Source organism: Pseudomonas sp. CHM02, assembly GCF_000612585.1.
In the GTDB taxonomy this organism is placed as follows: domain Bacteria; phylum Pseudomonadota; class Gammaproteobacteria; order Pseudomonadales; family Pseudomonadaceae; genus Aquipseudomonas.
In genome coordinates this window covers 1-21,507 of the sequence record NZ_JFCA01000001.1, presented here as the reverse complement: position 1 = coordinate 21,507, position 21,507 = coordinate 1, and the positions used below count along the sequence as shown (strand labels likewise).

At 61.2% G+C, this 21,507-nt stretch carries 14 protein-coding genes; 2 read left to right on the top strand and 12 right to left on the bottom strand.

What is annotated here, in order from left to right; all coding sequences use genetic code 11:
- The 5 genes from astB to BM70_RS0100050 form a co-directional block, all read right to left on the bottom strand.
- Complete coding sequence (gene astB / locus BM70_RS0100070) at positions 1–1,347, bottom strand: N-succinylarginine dihydrolase (RefSeq protein ID WP_025854112.1); 1,347 nt, start codon at positions 1,345–1,347, stop codon at positions 1–3.
- A gap of 186 nt (positions 1,348–1,533) precedes the next feature.
- Entirely contained in the window at positions 1,534–3,003 is a 1,470-nt protein-coding gene (gene astD / locus BM70_RS0100065) for a succinylglutamate-semialdehyde dehydrogenase (protein WP_177326519.1), read from the bottom strand.
- On the bottom strand, positions 3,000–4,025 hold the full coding sequence (gene astA / locus BM70_RS0100060) for an arginine N-succinyltransferase (RefSeq protein WP_025854110.1): 1,026 nt from the start codon (positions 4,023–4,025) through the stop codon (positions 3,000–3,002). Before astA ends, astD begins: the two co-directional genes overlap by 4 nt.
- Before the next feature lie 51 nt (positions 4,026–4,076).
- Entirely contained in the window at positions 4,077–5,096 is a 1,020-nt protein-coding gene (aruF, locus tag BM70_RS0100055; protein WP_003175655.1) for an arginine/ornithine succinyltransferase subunit alpha, read from the bottom strand.
- Between the two features lie 246 nt (positions 5,097–5,342).
- Positions 5,343–6,563 (bottom strand): aspartate aminotransferase family protein, encoded by a 1,221-nt coding sequence (locus BM70_RS0100050; RefSeq protein WP_025854109.1) that lies wholly within the window; start codon positions 6,561–6,563, stop codon positions 5,343–5,345.
- A 309-nt stretch (positions 6,564–6,872) separates the two neighbouring features.
- Here BM70_RS0100050 and BM70_RS0100045 point away from each other — a divergent pair, with 309 nt between their 5' ends.
- Positions 6,873–12,803 carry a dermonecrotic toxin domain-containing protein gene (locus BM70_RS0100045; RefSeq protein WP_025854108.1) on the top strand — a complete coding sequence of 1,977 codons (5,931 nt, stop codon included), beginning with the start codon at positions 6,873–6,875 and terminating at the stop codon, positions 12,801–12,803.
- A gap of 14 nt (positions 12,804–12,817) precedes the next feature.
- Here BM70_RS0100045 and BM70_RS0100040 read toward each other — a convergent pair whose 3' ends face one another.
- The 7 genes from BM70_RS0100040 to acs all read right to left on the bottom strand — a co-directional run bounded on the left by BM70_RS0100040 (position 12,818) and on the right by acs (position 20,847).
- Positions 12,818–13,798: a GlxA family transcriptional regulator gene (locus BM70_RS0100040; protein WP_025854107.1), complete on the bottom strand. Its 981-nt coding sequence runs from the start codon at positions 13,796–13,798 to the stop codon at positions 12,818–12,820.
- Between the two features lie 226 nt (positions 13,799–14,024).
- Positions 14,025–14,789: an ABC transporter ATP-binding protein gene (locus tag BM70_RS0100035; protein WP_016973723.1), complete on the bottom strand. Its 765-nt coding sequence runs from the start codon at positions 14,787–14,789 to the stop codon at positions 14,025–14,027.
- Between the two features lie 27 nt (positions 14,790–14,816).
- The gene (locus tag BM70_RS0100030) at positions 14,817–15,929 is read right to left on the bottom strand and encodes a succinylglutamate desuccinylase/aspartoacylase family protein (RefSeq protein ID WP_025854106.1); all 1,113 of its coding nucleotides are present in this window, start codon (positions 15,927–15,929) and stop codon (positions 14,817–14,819) included.
- A gap of 1 nt (position 15,930) precedes the next feature.
- Positions 15,931–16,629: an ABC transporter permease gene (locus BM70_RS0100025; RefSeq protein WP_025854105.1), complete on the bottom strand. Its 699-nt coding sequence runs from the start codon at positions 16,627–16,629 to the stop codon at positions 15,931–15,933.
- A complete protein-coding gene (locus tag BM70_RS0100020; RefSeq protein WP_010208305.1) occupies positions 16,626–17,315 on the bottom strand; it encodes an ABC transporter permease in 690 nt (229 codons plus the stop codon). Before BM70_RS0100020 ends, BM70_RS0100025 begins: the two co-directional genes overlap by 4 nt.
- A 91-nt stretch (positions 17,316–17,406) precedes the next feature.
- On the bottom strand, positions 17,407–18,192 hold the full coding sequence (locus tag BM70_RS0100015; protein WP_025854104.1) for an ABC transporter substrate-binding protein: 786 nt from the start codon (positions 18,190–18,192) through the stop codon (positions 17,407–17,409).
- Positions 18,193–18,891: 699 nt separating this feature from the next.
- On the bottom strand, positions 18,892–20,847 hold the full coding sequence (gene acs, locus BM70_RS0100010; protein ID WP_025854103.1) for an acetate--CoA ligase: 1,956 nt from the start codon (positions 20,845–20,847) through the stop codon (positions 18,892–18,894).
- 397 nt (positions 20,848–21,244) lie between these two features.
- Here acs and BM70_RS0100005 point away from each other — a divergent pair.
- On the top strand, positions 21,245–21,507 hold a 263-nt coding region (locus tag BM70_RS0100005), incomplete at its 3' end, for a DUF2790 domain-containing protein (RefSeq protein WP_025854102.1).

Below are 21,507 nucleotides of genomic sequence, written 5' to 3'. Positions count from 1 at the left end.
TTAATTGATCTGGAAAGGATAAACCGAGCCCAGTTTAAGGATTTGCGTCAGTTCATCCAGTGCCGTCCGGCACTCAAGCAGCAATTGCGGGTCAGCCAGGTCGCTTTCGCGCAGGCTGTCGCGGTAGTGCTTGTCGACCCATTGGGTCAGCGTGTCGTACAACGGCGCAGTCATGATAACGCCTGGATTCACCGCCGCCAGTTCCGTTTCGTTCAAGGCTACGCGCAAACGCAGGCACGCTGGGCCACCGCCGTTCTGCATGCTTTGCTTGAGGTCGAACACCTTCACTTCGCGGATCAACCCACCGGAAGCGGTCAGGCCCTGCAGGTACTGCCAGACGCGTACGTTGGCGCGGCATTCTTCCGGCACGATCAGCAGCATCGAGCCATCGGCGCGGCTCAGCAACTGGCTGTTGAACAGGTAGGAACGCACGGCGTCCTCGACACTGACCTGGGCACGGGGCACGCACACCGACTGGAAGTTGCCGCCCAACTTGCCCAGCTTGCCTTGCAGCTCGCCCAGCATCTGTTCGGTATTGAGGAACGCGTCCTCGTGATAGAACAGTACTTCGCCGTTACCCACCGCGATCACATCGTTGTGGAACACGCCGGCGTCGATCACGGCCGGGTTCTGCTGGGCGTAGACTACGCCCTCATCCTTCAAGCCGTGCAAGCGTGCAACGGCCTGGGACGCTTCGAGGGTCTGGCGCGCCGGGTACTTCTGCGGTGCCGGGTAACGGGTGTCGAAGGCGCTGCGCCCGTACACGAAAAACTCTACGCCCGCCTCGCCATAGTCGCGGCAGAAACGTGTGTGGTTGGCCGCGCCTTCATCACCGAACTGTGCCACCGCCGGCAATGCAGCGTGATGGGCGAAGTGCTTCTGGTCGGCAAACATCGCCCCCAGCACGCGGCTGGTGGTCGGGTGTTCGATGCTGCGGTGGTACTTGCAGTTGAGGTTGGCGGCGGTGAAATGCACGCGGCCGTCAAAGGTGTCGGCGCTCGGGCTGACGGTGGCGGCGTTGGCCACCCACATGCTCGACGCCGAGCAGCTCGCGACCAGCAGCGGCATGGCGTGCTTGGCGGCCTGCTGGATGACCTGGGCGTCGGTGCCGCTGAAACCGAGGTTGCGCAAGGCCGCCACATCAGGACGTTCCTGGGGCGCCAGTACACCTTGCACAAAGCCCATGTCCATCAGGGCTTTCATTTTTTGCAGGCCCTGCAACGCCGCTTCCTTCGGGTTGGAAGACTGCTGGCTGTTGCTCTGGGACGCGACGTTGCCGTAGGACAAACCGCCGTAGTTATGGGTCGGCCCCACTAGACCGTCAAAATTGACTTCATAGGATTTCATCGGCGAGGCTCCACGAACATCTGTTTTTATAGGCATAAAATGACTTGAATACACCACAAACCAAGTGTGGGAGCGGGCTTGCTGTGGTGAGGGGGCTCGCCCCCCGACGGGTACGCCGCCGAATTCCGGGGCTGCTTCGCTGCCCAGCGCGGGGCAAGCCCGCTCACCACAAAGTCGGCTCCTACATCAGGTCAGCGTAATGCCGGGGGTTAGTGTGGCGGGGACCACCAGGCTTGGCGTTTCCAGCGAAGCCACCGGGTACGCGCAATAATCCGCCGCGTAATAGGCACTGGCGCGATGGTTGCCCGACGCGCCTACCCCGCCGAACGGCGCGGTGCTGGCGGCGCCGGTCAGTTGTTTGTTCCAGTTGACGATGCCGGCGCGGCTTTCCAGCCAGAACTGTTGGTAGCGCGCTTCGGAGTCCGACAACAAGCCAGCGGCCAGGCCGTACTGGGTGTTGTTGGCTTCGGCAATCGCCGCTGCAAAGTCAGCGTAGCGGATCACCTGCAACAGCGGGCCGAACAGTTCTTCATCCTCGCGCTCGGTTACACCGGTCACGTCGATGATGCCAGGGGTCAGCAAGGCAGCCTGATCCTGCGGCTGGGTCATTTCCAGCAGCGCAACGGCGCCATTGGCGAGCATCAGTTCCTGGGCGTCCATCAAGGCTTTCGCCGCACCGAGGGAAATCACCGAGCCCATGAACGGCGCGGGTTGCTGATCAAACGCGCCCACTTCAATCGTCGCGCTGACCGCCACCAGGCGCGCCAGCAACGCATCGCCCCAGGCGCCTTCCGGCACCAGCAGGCGACGGGCACAGGTGCAACGCTGGCCGGCCGAGATAAACGCCGACTGGATAATGGTGTAGACCGCCGCATCCACGTCGGCCACTTCGTCGACCACCAGCGGGTTGTTGCCGCCCATTTCCAGGGCCAGGATCTTGTCCGGGCGCCCGGAGAACTGCTGGTGCAGATGGTTGCCGGTGCGGCTCGAACCGGTGAAGAACAGCCCGTCGATGCCAGGGTTGGCCGCCAGGGCGATGCCGGTTTCCCGCGCGCCTTGCAGCAGGTTCAACACGCCCGCCGGCAGGCCGGCTTCGATCCAGCACTGCACGGTCAGCTCGGCGACTTTAGGGGTCAGTTCGCTCGGCTTGAACAGTACGGTATTACCCGCCAGCAAGGCCGGCACGATGTGCCCGTTGGGCAAGTGACCCGGGAAGTTGTAGGGCCCGAACACCGCCACCACACCGTGTGGCTTGTGGCGCAACACGGCGGTGGCGTCGCCCAGGGGGCCACTCTTCTCGCCGGTACGCTCGCGGTAGCTCTGCACCGAGATCGCGATCTTGTTGGCCATGCTGGTGACTTCGGTGGCCGACTCCCACAGCGGCTTGCCGGTTTCCTCGCCGATGCAGCGGGCGATTTCATCGGCGCGGCTTTTCAGGGTGGCCGCAAAGGCTTCGAGCACGCTGATGCGCTCTTCCAGCGGGCGCCGAGCCCAGGCCGGGAACGCCTGGCGCGCGGCCTGCACGGCGGATTCGACCTGCTCGGCAGTGGCGCCATTACCGGCCCACAGCACCTGCTGGGTCACCGGGTTGCGCGACTCGAACAGTTCACCCTGGCCAGCCAGCCAGCTACCTGCGATATACAGCGAATTCATTATTTCGACTCCCGAGCAGCGGACAACGGTACGGCGCGCACTTGATCACCCACCACCAGTTGCAGGCGCTTGGCGGTCTGCGGATCGACCACCAGCGTGCCTGCCGCCAGGCGGGCCGGTGCGGCGGTAATGCGGCAATCCTCGCGCTTGCGGTTATGGATCAGGAACGGCGTGGCGTCGTCCCCCGGCGTGCCGATCGCCAGTACCAGTGACTGGCTGTCGCGCACGGCGCGGATCTTGGTGGTTTCACACTCCACTGCCGGGCCGGCGTCGAAGATATCGACATAGCCCTGGTAGCTGAACCCTTCGCTCTTGAGCATGCTCAGCGCCGGCTCGGTGTCCGGGTGGACTTTGCCGATCACGTTGCGCGCATCCTCGGACAGGAAGCAGCTGTACAGCGGAAACTTCGGCATCAGCTCAGCGATAAACGCCTTGTTGCCCACGCCGGTGAGGTAGTCGGCCTGGCTGAATTCCATCTTGAAGAAGTGCCGCCCCAGGCTCTCCCAGAACGGCGAACGCCCGGCGTCGTTGGACACCCCGCGCATCTCGGCAATGATCTTGTTGCCGAACAACTGCGGGAATTCAGCGATAAACAGCAGACGCGCCTTGGCCAACATGCGGCCGTTGAGGCCGGTGCGGTAATCGGCGTGCAGGAACAGCGAGCACAGCTCGGAATTGCCGGTGAGGTCGTTGGCCAGGAACAGCGTCGGAATCTCGCGGTAGATGTTCAGCTCCTGGGAGGCGCTGACCGTCAGGCCGACCCGGAAGTTGTACCAGGGCTCACGCAGGCCGACGGCACCGGCGATGGCAGAGATGCCCACCACGCGACCTTCGTCGTTTTCCAGCACGAACAGGTAATCGGCATCGCCACGCCCGGCGTCGCCGCGAAAGGTTTTTTCCGCCCAGCCAACCCGGTGGGTCAGGCGCTCTTCGTTGGCCGGCAAGGTGGTAAGGCCGGTGCCGGTGCTGCGCGCCAGATCAATCAGGGCCGGTAAATCGCTGCTGCGTACGGGACGAACGATCATGCTATCTCCTCGAACGGGCCGCTGTTGTCAGCCACCCGCGAAACTCTCTTTTTAAACCGCTACCAGGCGCACGCTCGCGCCTTCGCCAACACCCAGGGCTTCGGCCGCTGCGAGGTCCAACGTCACCGGTTTACCCGGCGCGTAGTCCAGCTCCAGCATCACCGCGCGGTAATCCTGCAACTGCGCGTTGCTCACCAGGTACTGGCGGCCGACACCCTTGACCATCTCACCGATCTTCACCGGCACCACACGGCTCTGGGCGATCGAGCGAATGCCCGATACCCGTGCGTGCAGCGTCGGGCCGCCGTCGAAGATGTCGATGTAATGGTCGGTCTCGAAGCCTTCGCGCATGAGGATGTCGAAGGTGATCTGTGCACGCGGGTGCACCTGGCCCATGGCTTCCTGGGCCTCGTCCGGCAGCAGCGGCACGTAGATCGGGTAATGCGGCATCAGCTCGGCGAGGAAGGTACGGCTTTTCAGCCCGCACAAGCGCTCGGCGGCGGCGTAGTTGAGGTCGAAGAAGTTGCGGCCAATGGCGTCCCAGAACGGCGAGTCACCGTTCTCGTCGCTGTAGCCGACAATTTCGGTCACCACCGAGTCGGCAAAGCGCTCGGGGTGGCTGGCGACGAACAACAGGCGGCCACGGGAATTGAGTTCCGACCACGGCGAACCGACCAGCTCCGGCACCACGTAGAAACTGGTGAGCAGGCTGTTGCCGGTGAGGTCGTGGCACTGGGAAAGCACGTGGATCTTGTTGTGGATCTTCAGCTCGCGGGAAGCGTGCACGAAAGTCTCGTTACGGAAGCTGTAGAACGGCTCCGAGTAACCGGCCGAGGCGACGATGGCCGAGCAGCCGGCGAGCTTGCCGGTCTCGGTGTCTTCGAGCACGAAGAAGTAGCTCTCTTCACCGTTGAAACTGACCTCGGCCGCGAAAGACGCTTCGCTGGCGGCGATCTTGTCGCTCAGGCGTTCCACATCGTCCGGCAAGGAGGTGACACCAATCGGGCTGTCCGCAGCCAGACGCTGTACCTCGCCCAGATCAGCCATTTGCGCGGGGCGCATCACCAGCATGGTGTCACTCCTTAACTCGAAAAACTCACAGAGGGAAAAATGCCGGACAGGAGAACTGCTCACACCGCTCTCACGGTGTAAACAAATCTATGTGGGAGCCGGGCTTGCCCGCGATTACGGCGTGTCAGTCAGCACAGATGTTGCCTGTACCACCGTCTTCGCAGGCAAGCCAGCTCCCACATTTGATCCAGTCCGGCCTTTGGAATTTGTGTTCGGCGCCCGATTGTTCGGACGCCGAGCGGTCCATCAAGCTTGCGTCAGCGCTTTAACTGCACGTTCAAAACGGTCCAGGCCTTCCTGGATGTCCGCCTCTTCCACCACCAGGCTCGGGGCAAAACGCACCACGTCCGGACCGGCCTGGAGGATCATCAGGTTTTCTTTCTCGGCCGCGTTGAACACGTCCTTGGCCTTGCCTTTGAAGGCGTCGCTCAGCACGCAACCGAGCAGCAGGCCCATGCCGCGCACTTCGGTGAAGATGCCGTATTGCTTGCCGATCTGCTCCAGGCGCGCTTTGAACAAGTCGTGCTTGGCATTCACACCGGCCAGCACTTCTGGCGTGTTGATCACGTCGATAACCGCCTCGGCCACCGCGCACGCCAGCGGGTTGCCGCCGTAGGTGGTGCCGTGCGTGCCGACCACCAGATGCTTGGCCAGGTCTTCACGGGTGAGCATCGCGGCAATCGGGAAACCGCCGCCCAGGCTCTTGGCGCTGGTGAGGATGTCCGGCACCACGCCGTAGTGTTGGTAGGCGAACAGGTGGCCGCTGCGACCCATGCCGGTCTGCACTTCGTCGAACACCAGCAGCGCATTGTTGGCGTCGCACAGCTCACGCGCGCCTTGCAGATAGGCCAGTTCGGCCGGCAGTACGCCGCCTTCGCCCTGGACCGGTTCCAGCACCACGGCGCAGGTCTTGCCCGACACGGCGGCTTTCAGCGCGTCCAGGTCGTTGTAAGGGACGTGGGTGATGCCGGTGATTTTAGGACCGAAGCCATCGGAGTACTTCGACTGGCCACCGACGTTGACGGTGAACAGGGTACGGCCGTGGAAGCTGTTCAGCGCGGCGATGATCTCGTATTTCTCGCTGCCGAAACGGTCGAACGCCACGCGACGGGCCAGTTTGAACGCGGCCTCGTTGGCTTCGGCGCCGGAGTTGCAGAAGAACACGCGCTCGGCAAACGTGGCGTCGATCAGTTTGTGGGCCAGGCGCAGGGCCGGCTCATTGGTGAAGACGTTGGACACGTGCCACAGCTTGTTGGCCTGTTCGGTCAGTGCACCGACCAGCGCCGGATGGGCGTGGCCCAGTACATTGACCGCGATGCCGCCGGCAAAGTCGATCAGCTCGCGACCCGCCTGGTCCCACACGCGCGAGCCTGCGCCACGCACGGGGATGAAGGCGGCAGGTGCGTAGTTGGGAACCATCACCTGGTCGAAATCGGCACGTTGCACCGGGGCTTGCTCAACGGACATCGGAGTCTCCTGAAGAGGAACGCCTGCCTGGAACTGGCGGGCGATGCAGGGATTGTAAGGACAGTTTTCAGTAGGGCCTTGTCGCCAAGCGACAACTTCTTATAGCGCCACCCCCCGTTTTACGCGGGTTTACGCCAATGCGACAAATAGCATCGCAATGGCGCAGTTTAAACGCTGGCGCGTCACAGCGGCAGGTGCTCGAGCAGGATAGCTGCAACGTCATGGGTGACTGGCTATCTATCTACCCCCGGCCAGCCACGCGAAATTGTTCTGCTCTCACGCCTATTCATCACGCAAAGGCGTTTTCCCGTGACCCAACCCACCACGTCCCTCCTGCCCCCGGACCTGCCGACTTATCGAGACCTGCACGTCGATATTCTCGCGCAAGCCGTTCCCGCTTGGCTGCCCAACCTTTCCTCTACCCGGCGCACCGCACTGAACAACGTAAAACCGGACTTCCCCGCGTGGTACAAAACCGCCACGGCCGAAGATCATGACACCCTGAAAAACCGCATGAATACCGCCTGGAAGACACAACACCAGGTCGATCAGGCCATGGCCAACCTGAAATCACCGCAAAACTTCGGCGCGCCCCTGCTACAGCAATTGCTCAAGCAGCGCTTCGGTATCGAGCGTGACGTCAGGACCACGTATTTGCGGCTCTACATCCCCCTGACGATTCCGTGGTTTGCTGTTCGCTCAGGCGCGGCAAGAACCTGGACCGTGTCATTGCTGGACGCCGCCCTGCACAACTTTGAAGCCGGCGAGGTATTCGAAGCGCAATCAGGCTTCATCACCAAACCCACCAGCACGGGTCAATTCGACAGCCTGCCCGCGCTCGACACACTGATCACAGTGGCACAATTCACCGCGCTGTGCCGGGAACTGGACATCGGCGGCAAGTACCAGCACTACCTTGAGCAATTCTTTGACTTCAAGAACCCGGTGGCCACTACCAGCCTCGAGTTGAAATTCAAGCAAAGCCAGGTGGCAGACCTGAGCGTCGCGTTGCAGATGGCCTCGATGAAAGGCGATTTGCCGGATGACCTGTCCGTCATACGCCTGCAACGCCTGCTCAGCACCGACGACCACCCAGGCACCTGCTACCCGCTGCAGTGTTACAACCTGACCATCATGTCGACCGCACTTACCGGCATCGTGCTGTTTGCCGAGAACATCGGCAGCCGTCACGCGGTAAGCGTTATCGCCTATATCCCGGGCGACCCCTACGCGCCGCTCAAGCACTACCCCACACTCGTCGACTTCATGACCGCGTTGGGCAACAACCTGCGTAACGCCAAGTACCAAGCGTTCTTCAGCCGTTTCGTCAATCACGCAGAACGCGGCCCCTTCTTCGCCGACCTCAACCGCAGGCTGACCCGGGTCACCTGGCACCCGCACACCCGCGGCGATCCGCTGCCGTCCTGGCGCGAGACGCCCATCGACCGGCCACACCTGACCTTCAGCGCCAATAGCATCAGCGGGGATCTGTTCAGCCACCTGTTCCAGACCAAACTCAGCAAGGTGTTCAACGATGCCCGTGCCCTCGCGGTGTCCACTGCCATCGTCGACCAACGCGTACGCTGGGAGCGCTGGGCCATCGTGCAGAAAGTCGCCTCGGCTATCCTGCAAATCGCAGCATTCATCGCCGCCCCGTTCGTTCCTCCCGTGGGCCTGCTGATGCTCGGCTACAGCGCCTACCAAATGCTCGACGACGCCTTTGAATGGATCATCGACTGGGCGGTGGGCGACGTGACCGAAGCATTCGGACATTTGCTGTCATTCGCAGAGCAAGGCATACAACTGGGCCTGTTTATCGCAGGCCCCCCTATCGCTGCGGGCGCCCTGCGCACGCTGCTGCCCGCCGATGCCGTAACGTTTTTCGACGGCCTCAGACCCGTCACCCTGCCCAATGGCAAGACCCGGCTCTGGAAGCCCGACCTCGCGCCCTACGCCCACGACCTCCAACTGGCCAGCCACTCCTATCCAAACCCTCAAGGTTTGCATGCCTACAACGGTAAAAACATCCTGCTGCTCTCGGACAAACCCTTCGTGGTACAGACCGATCCGGTCACCCAACAACCCTACCTGCAACACCCCACCCGCACCAACGCCTACCGCCCGCCCTTGCTGACCAACGGCAAGGGCGCCTGGCTGAATGAACTGGACACCCCCTTGAGCTGGGACAGCGCCACCCTCATGAAACGCCAAGGCCCCAAAACCGCGGGACTCAGTGATGAACAACTGGCCGATGCGCGCCGCATCAGCGGCATCACCGACGGCGCGTTGCGCAAGATGCACGTCAACCAGCACCAGCCGCCGCCCCTGCTGATCGACACCCTTGAACGCTTGCAGATCGACCAGACACTGCAGGACTTCATCGACCAAATGAACAGCAATGACCCGGCGGTGTATGGGCGCGCCGATGTGCAAACCCAACTGCACCTGCTCGCCAACCTGGGCCTTTGGCCAAAAGCCAAGACCCTGCGCTTTTTGGACGCCCAGGGCACAACCCTCTGGGAGCTGCCCGGCGAAACGAACGCCAGTGTGGTGCAGATACACGAAGCCCAGCTTAAAAACGGTGACTTGCTGAAAACCCTGCTGGAAGCACTGGATGAATCACAACGCAAAACCTTACTGGGAGAAGCCTTCGGCGACCCGGTCACCTCTGTGGAAAATCGCACGCTCAAACTCAGGAAAAAACTGGCCGGGCTGGCCCATTCTCATCGAGCCGAACTGTTCAATACCCGTTACCAGAAGCTGGACACCCCCACCGCCCCTCGACAGCAAGCATTGGTCGACAACACACCCGGCCTGCCGCTCAGCGCAGCCGATGCCTTGCTAGAAACGGCCAGTAGCCAGGAACTCAAGGAGGTCGACCAAGGGACGGTTCCTGCGCGCTTGAACGAGTTGGCGCAATCACTGCGGGATGAGGCCAGGGTCAACCATACCTACGATGGCTTGTACCTGGACTCGACGGACGACATCGACACCCATCGACTGGCCCTGCACTCCCTGGAGCGACTGCCCGGCTGGGCGGCAAAAAAAGTGCGCCTTGAAATCAGGAGCCCCGCGCCAGAATCCACCCTCCTGGATGCCATCGGCAAACCTAAGGCGCGCATCAAAAGAACCCTGGTCCGCTCATCCGAGGGTCGCTACACCCCACACGACCAGAGCGGCCCGCTGTCCGGCGAAACCGACCTGTACACGGCGATTCTGCAGGCCCTTCCCGATGCCCAGCGCAACGCCCTGAGCCTGCACATCGGCCAAGGCCCCGCCCTTCGGCAAGCCCTGCGCACCCATGCCCTGGAACGCGCGCCCTTGCGCACGTTGATCACCGCCCAACCCGCCCACACGCCCACTGACACCCGCACCCACCTGCGCCTGCTGGGCATGGACAGCTATCCTGCGGCACCCGCCGCCGGCCCCAACCTGCCGCCCCTCTCACAGACATTGGCGCGAGAGCTGTTCCCGGCACACACGGCAGAGCAAATCGGCGATCTGATCCGGGATCTGGATGGCCGTCCAGGCGGGGCCCTGCCGATATTGACCGCGATGCGCCAGGAGTTCCGACAGCTCGATCGCGACTTGGCAGCCTGGGTCGCCAGTACGCCGCGACGCTACCCGGGTACCGAGGTGAACATGAGCCGCCAGGAGTACAGAGACATCCAGGGGAATCGCGACAAGCTCAGGCAGGAACTGCTGCGCTGCTGGCGCAAAGAAACCGCCGTTGATTCATACTTCGAGCCCCCGACCCGGAACGGCCGCAAGCTCACGTCGCTCCATCCGCTCTCGGGTGATCTGCCAGCGTTGCGAGCGAATTTCGCCCACATCTCCTACCTGGTCATCAAAGGCAACGACACAGCGCTGAATGTCGAAGCGTTTTTGCGCAGTTTCCCCAACCTTCGCTACCTCAGCATCAGTAATGCCCGGTTGGGACAACTGCCCGCCGCCATCAGCGCCATGCCCACGCTCAACACATTGATCCTGAGCGACTGCGGCATCACCCTGACACCTGAAAGCCTGAGCGCCCTGACCTCCATGACCAGGCTGCGAACCCTGGACCTGTTCAATAATCCACTGGGGCTCACGCCCAGTGTTGAACGCATGAGCAATCTGGACACTGTGGACCTATCCAACACAGGCATTTCCACGGTACCTGCCGGCCTGCTCAACCGACCGGAGCTGGAGCTGGCCGTGCTTTCCCACAACCAGATCACGCAGCTGCCCAGCGAGATATTCGACCTGCCCGCCGACACCCAAAAGATCCTCGATCTCTCCGACAACCCCTTGTCGCGCCCCACCCTGGAGCGGGTGAAGGCCTATTTCCAGCGAACCGGCCACTATTGGGAAATTGACGCCCCAGCCGTCGATACCCGGCAGGTCAACCTGCTCTTTCCCGACTTCAGCGAAAACGAAGTCAACCGTTTCATTTTTGGCCTGCCTGGCAACCTGGAAATGGGTCAAATCGAATTGGCACGCCTGGAAGTTGAATATGCAGCGCTGTCCGAAGGGCTCGACACCTGGGCCCGGCAGGCCACGACGCCCGAGGAGCAAACCCGGCGACACGCGTTTAAAGAGAAGCTCCAGGCCTGCTGGCGCCGGGAAGGTGAATTGGACCCGAGCAGCCCACAGGTCATTCCCACGTACATGCTGGAAAGCCCGCAACCGTTCATTGGCACATTCCCATCACTCGACAGCGGTGCGTTCAAACAGGTGTCGTCATTGCGCCTGAAGGGTGCAGGGGATCCGTTCCCCCTGCAGTCATCGCTGTTTTTCAGGGGGTTCCCAACGCTCAACCACTTGTCTATCGAGGGTTATGTCATGGGCGATATTCCCCGCCCGCTATGGGATCTGCCCCAACTCTCATCCTTGAGCCTGCCCCACTGCGCAATCACATTATCTGTCGAGAACGCCGCCTCACTGGCCACGCTGAACGAGCTGGGAGCACTGGACTTGAGCCATAACCCACTGGGGCGTCTGCCGGACTTCGGCTCGCTCCCCAAGCTGTCCAGTATTGACCTTGAGGACACCGGCCTGACGGCGATTCCCGACGACCTGCTGACCAACGTCGAGCGCCAACGCGTCAACCTCAGCGACAACCTGATCACCCAGGTTCCTGACCGCGCGTTCACGCTGCCCACCGCGGTAACCATTGCCTTTGATCTTTCCCGCAACCCACTGAGCAGATCAGCGTTGATGCAGGTCAAACGGCATTGCCAGCGTACTGGCGAGCACTTGCGGGCCGATGCCCCGGCGGCGATGCGAGACAGGATCCAAAGGCTGTACCCCACCCTCACCGAAGGCGAAGCCAACCGCTTTTTCTTTGAGCTGCCTGGAGACCTCGACGCGGCAGGGCCAGCCATCGAGCGGCTTGAAGCCGAATACACTCAACTGCGTACAGACCTTGAAGAATGGGTGGTGGACGTGCCAACCCGACACCCGATACTGGACGAACCATTGGATGCGCAAACGCGGGCCCAGGACCAAGTCAACCGCCGGGCATTCAAAACGCTGCTTGAAGACGCCTGGCGCCGCGAGACCGAACTGGACGACAACGACGGCCCCGAGCTGACCCACAAGCTGGCCTTTGATACCCCCATCCTCGGCGAACTGCCCCAATTGAGCGCGCGGTTTGACCATGTCACGTCAATCGAACTCGATGGCGAGGGCAGCACCACCGAAGTCGATGGGTTACTCAAAGGCTTCCCCAAACTCAGGAGCCTGATCATCTCCAAATTCAGCCTGGGTGATATTCCACCCGCAGTGTTCAGCCTGACCGAACTGGAAACCCTGAGCCTGACCGAGTCGGCTATCGAACTGACGCCGACCAGTGCCGACGCCTTGTCAGGGCTGAAGAACCTGCTGTACCTGGACCTGAGCGACAACCTGCTGGGCCTCACGCCCGATGTCAGTCAAATGGCCGAATTGGGGTCGCTGTACCTGCAAGACACCGGAATGACCGAAACGCCCAAAGGCCTGTTCACCCTGCGCGCGCTGGGCACCCTGGACTTGAGCGACAACCGGATTGAAGAGATTCCTGCCAACCTTTTGCAACTCGCCAGGCCGCTCAATCACGCGTCGGATTTCAGCGGCAATCCACTGTCGCCGTTAAGCATCAATATCCTCAGGCGGTACTACCTGCAAACCGGTAATGACTTAGCGGTAGCGCAAGCCAGCCTGGATGCAGCCGGCAATCCATTGGCAAGGCCCGCCTCGCCGGAGCCCATGGAGGAATAAGCCGCCGCCAGCGATCAGCCGCGCTCGGACGGCACCGACGACAATTCGAATGGGCTGCTGCTGCGCCGCTGGTTGCGGTCTTCACGAGGGGTTGCGCCGAAGAAGTTGCGGTAGGCGCTGGAGAAATGCGGCCCCGAGGAGAAGCCGCACGACAGGCCGATCTGGATGATCGACTTGCTGGTCTGCATGAGCATCTGGCGCGCCTTGTTCAGGCGCAATTCCAGGTAATACTGGCTGGGAACGCGGTTGAGGTACTGCTTGAAGATCCGTTCCAGTTGTCGTCGCGACACGCACACATGCTGGGCAATTTCGTCGGTGGTCAGCGGCTCTTCGATATTCGCTTCCATCAACAAAACGGCCTGGGTCAGCTTGGGATGGCTGGAACCCAGGCGGTTTTGCAGCGGGATGCGCTGGCGCTCACCGCCTTCGCGGATGCGTTCCACCACCAGTTCTTCGGAGACGGCGCCGGCGAGTTCGGCACCATGGTCACGGGCCAACACCGCCAGCAGCAGGTCTAGCACCGACATGCCACCGCAGGCGGTCAGGCGGTCACGGTCCCAGTCGAACAGGTGGCTGGTGGCGATGACCTTGGGGAAGCGCTCGGCAAAATCATCCTGCCAGCGCCAGTGCACGGCGGCGCGGTAACCGTCGAGCAAACCCAATTGCGCCAGTGGATAGACACCGGCAGACAAGCCGCCGATGACGCAACCGGCACGCACCAGTTGCTTGAGCGCGGTGCTCAGTTGCGAGGCGATGACGGTCGGCGGTTCGTCCGCCAGCAGGAACAGTTTCTGGAAGCCCTCGAGCTTGCCGGCCCACGGCTCGCCCGGCAGTTGCCAGGCGCCTTCGGTTGGCGGCTCGGCCTGCAGGAACGACAGTTCGTAGACCACGTCCGGATGCACTCGCTGAGCAACGCGCAAAGCCTCCTCAGCCAGCGCAAGCGTCAGTGCTTTCGTGCTGGGCCAAATCAGGAAACCAATTTTATGGGCGGTCATGGAGTGCTATCCGAAGCGAGTAACGGTAATGAAGACAGGGGCTAATGCTAGCCCGGAAACGAGCACAAATCTCAAAACAAACCGCGATCCCTTGTAGGAGCCGGCTTGCCGGCGATCGCGGTGGATCAGGTAGATCGGTATCGCTGGCAAGCCAGCTCCTACAGGGATTGGGCCAAATTCCAGGCCGCGAAGCATGCACCAATTCAGCGCACAAAAGCAGCCTTGATTATTTCAAGCTACCGGACAGGAACTGCTGCAAACGCTCGGACTGTGGGTTAACCAGCACTTCGCGCGGGTTGCCACGCTCTTCGACGATGCCTTTGTGCAGGAACACCAACTGGTTCGACACCTCACGGGCAAAGCCCATTTCGTGGGTCACCACCACCATGGTGCGGCCCTCCTGGGCCAGGTCCTGCATCACCTTGAGCACTTCACCGACCAGTTCAGGGTCGAGGGCCGAGGTGGGCTCGTCGAACAACATCACTTCCGGTTCCATCGCCAAGGCACGGGCGATGGCTACGCGCTGCTGCTCGCCGCCGGACATGTGACCGGGGAACGCATCTTTACGATGACCCACACCGACCTTGGCCAGGTAGTGCTCGGCCTTTTCACGGGCTTCTTTCTTCGACACGCCCAGCACGTGCACCGGGGCTTCCATCACGTTTTCAAGCGCGGTCATGTGTGACCACAGGTTGAAATGCTGGAACACCATGGACAGCCGCGAACGCATGCGTTGCAGTTGCTTGGGGTCGGCAGCCTTCATGGCGCCGTCCTTGTTGGCCACCAGCTTCAGCTCTTCATTGTTGAGCAGGATCTTGCCGGCGTGCGGTTGCTCCAGCAGGTTGATGCAGCGCAAAAAGGTACTTTTGCCCGAACCACTGGAACCGATGATGCTGATCACATCACCGGCCGCGGCGGCCAGGGACACCCCTTTGAGCACTTCATGACTGCCATAGCGTTTATGCAGGTCTTGGACTTCAAGTTTGTACATGCGGTCGGTTCTCACAAAAACAGGTGGTCAGTCGTTGAGCAAGCGCCCGTGACGCAGCGCTTCGCGCCCCGCCACCTTGGCCAGCCAGAAACCCGCTTGGGCATAACGTAGCCGTTCAACGGCAAACAACACCCCCGAGGTGCCCGCGCAAATCGTGCTGACGCGGTCTTCCAGGGGATCAATCACTTCAAAAATCGGCTCGCCTTTTTCGACCACATCACCGGCTTTACGCAGGTAACTGATCACCCCGGCGTGGGGCGCGAACAACAATTCGGTGCCTTCAAACGGCAGGCCTTCACAGGGCTCGAATTGTGGCGCGGGCCATTCGCCGTTGATCAGGCCCTGCTCGGCGAGGAACGCGAGGATGCCTTCGGCGTGGAAGATCGCCTCGTCGCGGCCGGTATCGGCCTGGCCGCCCAGCTCCAGCGTCGTCGCCAGGCAGGCCAGCGGGATCTGCGCTTCAGGGAACGCCTGGGACAAACGCAACCACGGCAGCGAGCAGGCTTCATCGAACGAACTGCCGCCGGAGTCTTCCGCCAGCAGGCCGACTTTCACATTCAAGTGCGCCGACAACGAGCGCCACTGCGGCCAGTGCTGTGGCAGCGCGTACATGTGCAGCGCGGCTTCGGCGTCGCAATGCAGGTCCAGCACCACATCGGCGGTGCAGGCATGGCTCAGCAGGATGCGCTGCATACCTTGCAACTGGCTGCTCGGCTCGGGCAAGGCACTGAGCGTATCGCTCATCGCCTGGCGGATCATGCGCACGTTGGCGTGGGGATCATCGCCCAACTTGCCTTTGAGCAACTCGGCCACCGGCTCGCTCAGTTCAACGAAATCACGGTTGAAGTTCTTGCCGCTGCCCACCTCGAAACGGCCCTGGTGGCTGCCTTGCAGCAACTGGCCCAGGCCCATCGGGTTAGCGACCGGCACCAGTTCGATCACGCCGTTGAGCGCACCTTGCTGTTCCAGTTCGGCGAGGCGCTTTTTCAGCTCCCACGCAGCGCGCATGCCGGGCAGCTCATCGGCGTGCAGGCTGGCCTGGAGATAGGCCTTGCGCTCGCCCTTGCCGAAACGGAACACGCTCAATTGGCGCTCACACCCCAGGTGGCCCCAGGGCAACCGGTGATCGATACGTTCCATATCAGTGCTTCCTCGGCGCCAGGTAGCTCAGCCAGCGGCGCTCGGCCAACTTGAACAGGCGTACGAGGATGAAGGTCAGGCACAGGTAGAACACGCCAGCGGTGATGTAGGCCTCGAACGGCAGGTAGAACTGCGCGTTCACCGTGCGTGCGGCACCGGTGATATCGATCAGGGTGACGATGGACGCCAGGCTGGTGGTCTGCAGCATCATGATCACTTCGTTGCTGTACTGCGGCAGCGCGCGGCGCAGGGCCGACGGCAGCAGGATGCGGCGATACAGCTTGTAGCGCGACATGCCCATGGCCTTGGCCGCTTCGATCTCGCCATTGGGTGTGGCCTTGAGGCTGCCGGCGATGATTTCGGCGGTGTAGGCGCTGGTGTTGATCGCAAAGGCCAGGCACGCGCAGAAGGTGGCGCTGGACAACAGTGGCCACAGGAAGCTCTCACGTACCGCCTCGAACTGAGCCAGGCCGTAGTAGATCAAGAACAGCTGCACCAGCATCGGCGTGCCGCGGATCACGTAGGTGTAGAGCCAGGCCACACCATTGACAATCGGCTGCTTGGACACACGCATCAAGCCCAGGGGCAAGGCGGCGAGCAAGCCGAAGAACAGCGAGATGACGAGCAGTTTCAGGGTAGTCACCAAGCCGCCAAGGTACAGCGGCATGGCCTCCCAGATGACGTTGTAGTCGAAGATCATAGATCAGCCGCCCTTACGCCTACCGAGTAGCGCTTCTCAAGATGACGCAAGGCCAGCAACGACACGCTGGTGATCACCAGGTACATCGCCGCCACTGCGAGGAAGAAGGTAAAAGGCTCGCGGGTAGCGTCTGCCGCCTGCTTGGCCTTGAACATCATGTCTTGCAGGCCCACCACCGAAATCAGCGCAGTGGCCTTGGTGAGGACCAGCCAGTTGTTAGTGAACCCAGGGATCGCCAGCCGGATCATCTGCGGCACCATCACCCGGAAAAACACCTGGAAACTGCTCATGCCATACGCAAGGCCGGCCTCGGCCTGGCCCTTGGGAATGGCCATGAAAGCGCCGCGGAAGGTTTCCGACAGGTAGGCGCCGAAGATGAAACCCAGGGTGCCGATACCGGCGGCCAGGGGGTTCAAGTCAATATAGTCGTCATAGCCGAGCATCGGCGCGACGCGGTTGAGCAGGTCCTGACCGCCGTAGAAAATCAGCAGGATCAGCACCAGGTCGGGGATCCCGCGGATCACCGTGGAATACAAGTCACCCAGCCAGGCCAACCAGCGCACCGGCGACAGGCGTAACGCGACCCCGATCAGACCCAGAACAATGGCCAAGGCCATGGACGACAAGGCGAGCTGAAGCGTCAACCATGCGCCATCGAGGATGACGGCCCCGTAGCCTTTCAACATGATTCAGGTCCTCGAAAAGGGGGATGAAAAAATGGCGCAAACCTCAGGAATTCTGTTGCTTGCGCCATTCAGGACAGACAGCTGCGACGATTTACTTGGCGTCAGCGCCGTAGATATCGAAGTCGAAGTACTTGTCCTGGATCTTCTTGTACTCACCGTTGGCGCGGATTGCGGCAATGGCTGCGTTGATGCGGTCCAGGTTTTCCTTGTCGCCTTTACGTACCGCGATGCCTACACCGTCGCCGAAGTATTTGACGTCGGTGAACGCCGGGCCCACGAACGCGTAGCCTTTGCCTGCGTCGGTCTTCAGGAAACCGTCCTGCAGCAGGGTGGCGTCAGCCACGGTACCGTCGAGACGACCGGCTTCAACGTCCAGGTAGATTTCGTTCTGGGTGCTGTAAGGAACGATGGTGGCACCTTTGGGAGCCAGGACTTCCTTGGCGAAACGGTCGTGGATCGAACCGCGCTGCACACCGATCTTCTTGCCTTTCAATTCATCCAGGCTGTCGCTGACGGTGGTGCCTTCCTTCAACACCAGGCGCGCTGGGGTCAGGTAGTAGCGGGTGGTGAAGTCCACGGACTTCTTGCGGTCATCGGTGATGGACATGGACGACAGGATCGCGTCGATCTTGCGCACTTTCAGCGCGGGGATCAGGCCGTCGAATTCCTGCTCGACCCAAGTGCACTTGACGTCCATCTGCTTGCACAGGGCGTTGCCGATGTCGTAGTCAAAACCGACGATGCTGCCATCGGGAGCTTTGGAGGCAAACGGAGGGTAAGCCGCTTCGATACCAATTTTCAGAGGCTTGCCTTCAGCGAAAGCCTGCATGGACAGCACGGACAGCGCCAGGGCGCCCAACAGCACGAGTTTCTTCATCTTGGGACTCCATCGGTATAGGGCAAAACAGCAGTATGAGCCATGGCCCACGATGCGACGTAAGGGAAACCGAATTGCGGTGCTGCGTCCCACACCAGTTACACACTGGAGACGACGAGCGAGTGATCGGCATTCTAACGACAGGCCGGAAGCCGATATTTCCTCAATGCGACAACAATTTACAGAAGCACCGAGAAAGCAGTTCCAGCTCATTGACAGCCTCTGAATTTTATGCAGAGACAAAAGACATTAAACCTGTAGACGCTGCAAATTGCGGGCCTATTATTCGCAAACCCTTCTGGCACGGCAAGTCTGGCGTTTAATCTTATTTCCAGGGGTGTCTAAAACGCGGTTTTTCAGGGCGCGGGCGTAGCACTTTGCCTCATGTTTGGGCGAGGGGTTACACATTTGCGCCAGCCGGTAACATTCAGAAACCTCCTACCTGGGAAACCGATATTTATTGACGTCCGATTAGACATCGCTGAGCACCTTGTGGTGAGCGGGCTTGCCCCGCGCCGGGGCGCGAAGCGGCCCCAAACCCTGCTGCTACAGTTTTGCCTGAAGACATGCGGCGGGTTTGAAAGGGGCTGCTGCGCAGCCCAGCGCGGGGCAAGCCCGCTCACCACAACGGGGTATCCTCTGAGCACAAAAAAGCCCCACCCGGCTCACGCCGGATGGGGCTTCGTCCCACTAACCCGCTTACGCGACGTTCATGGTCTTGTGCGTCTCAATCAAATGCGCCACTACACCCGGATCCGCCAGGGTGGAGATATCCCCCAATCCGTCGTATTCAGCCGTGGCGATCTTGCGCAGGATACGCCGCATGATTTTCCCCGAACGCGTCTTCGGCAAGCCCGGCGCCCACTGGATGACGTCCGGCGAAGCAATCGGCCCGATCTCCTTGCGCACCCAGTTTTTCAACTCCAGGCGCAGCGCCTCGTTTGGCTCTTCGCCATTTTTGAGGGTGACATACACATAGATGCCCTGGCCCTTGATGTCGTGCGGCACCCCCACCACCGCCGCTTCGGCGACTTTCGGGTGGGCGACCATGGCGCTTTCGATCTCGGCGGTGCCCATGCGGTGGCCGGACACGTTCAGCACATCGTCCACACGGCCGGTGATCCAGTAGTAGCCGTCTTCGTCGCGACGCGCACCGTCACCGGTGAAGTACATGCCACGGAAGGTCTTGAAGTAGGTGTCGACAAAGCGATCATGGTCGCCGTACAGCGTGCGCGCCTGGCCCGGCCACGAATCGAGGATCACCAGATTGCCTTCGGCGGCGCCTTCGATCAGGTTGCCGAGGTTGTCCACCAGCGCCGGCACCACGCCGAAGAACGGACGTGCCGCCGACCCCGGCTTGAGCGCATGGGCGCCGGGCAGCGGGCTCATCATGTTGCCGCCGGTTTCGGTCTGCCACCAGGTGTCGACAATCGGGCAACGGGATTGGCCGACGTTCTTGTAGTACCAGTCCCACGCCTCTGGGTTAATCGGCTCACCCACCGAACCGAGCAGGCGCAGGCTGCTGCCATCGGCGCCTTCCACGGCTGCGGTGCCGGAAGCCATCATCGCGCGGATCGCGGTCGGCGCGGTGTAAAGGATATTGACCTTGTGCTTGTCGACGATCTTCGCCACCCGCGTGATGTCCGGGTAGTTCGGCACACCTTCGAACAGCAGCGTGGTCGCGCCATTGGCCAGCGGGCCGTAGACGATATAGGTGTGGCCGGTGACCCAGCCGACGTCGGCGGTGCACCAGTAGATTTCGCCCGGGCGGTAGTCGAATACGCGCTCGTGGGTCAGGGCTGCGTACAGCAGGTAGCCGCCGGTGGTGTGCTGCACGCCCTTGGGCTTGCCGGTGGAACCGGAGGTATAGAGAATGAACAACGCTTCTTCGGCGCCCATCTCTTTCGGCGCACACACGGTGCCCGCCACTTTCATCAGGTCTTCGTACCAGATGTCGCGATGCTGGTTCCACTTGATCGCGCCATTGGTGCGCTTGCACACGATGACTTTCTGGATGCTGCTGGTTTCCGGGTTGGTCAGGGCGTCGTCGACGTTGGCCTTGAGGGAAACTTTCTTACCGGCGCGAATGCCTTCGTCGGCAGTGATCACCACCTTCGACTTACAGTCGATGATGCGACCGGCCAGGGCCTCCGGCGAGAAACCGCCAAACACCACGGAGTGAATCGCACCGATGCGGGTACAGGCCAGCATGGCGACCACGGCTTCGGGGATCATCGGCATATAGATAGTCACCACGTCGCCGCGGTGCACATCCTGGCCGCGCAGGGCGTTGGCGAACTTGCAGACTTCTTCATGCAGCTCGCGGTAGGTGATGGTGCGGCTCTCGGAAGGGTCATCGCCTTCCCAGATGATTGCCGCCTGGTCGCCGCGCTCGGCAAGGTGACGGTCCAGGCAGTTGTAGGAAACGTTCAGGGTGCCATCGGCGAACCACTTGATGTCGACATGGTGATCATCGAACGAGGTCTGCTTCACCGTGGTGAAAGGCTTGATCCAGTCAAGGCGCTTGGCTTGCTCGCGCCAGAAGCCATCGGGGTTGACCACCGACTGCTGGTACATGGCCTTGTAGGTCGCCTCGTCGGTCAGCGTGTTGGCTGCTACTTCGGGGCGAACGGGGTACAGGGAAGCCGCACTCATCTTTCTTACCTCGGTGACATAGTTGTTGTTGTATGGCCCTGTTGTAGCCGGGGCGGGTCTATAGAACCATTCGACGATGGTAGTAACAAGCCCCTACAAATTGCCCTGATATGCCCCTGTGCAGCTCTAGCCCGCGGACCGTGGCGCTTTGCGCCTTTGTGAAAAAAGCTTTACCACGGGATTGTTACAAAAACCGCCAATAGTGTTTATCAAAAGTACGGGTATATGAATATAACCCGGGGGCCTAAAATCAACTCCGCCAACAAGGCACTGTGATTAACAACGCAACAGCCCCCACGAAGGCAACGTTAATCCGAACTTCCCAACTCTTAAGTTACACACGTGGCCTCACAAGGGCCCCGTGACCCCTTTCGCCCTGAACAAGGTAAATAGAGAAATGAAAGCTTTAGTAGTTATGGCCCTCAGCAGCTTGTGCGCAACCGCCGCCCTGGCCGACGAAGCCCCGACTGACGTAGCTGGCCGGAACACCCCGATCGTTGAAGACTACACTTACAGCACCCACTTGGATGTTGCCAAAGTATTGTCCATGAGCAGTATTCCGGAAGTATGCGAAGTTGTACCGGTGAAGATGGAATATGAAGACTCACAAGGTCAGCGCCATATTCTTAATTACCATGTGATGGGCAACGGTTGCTCTAA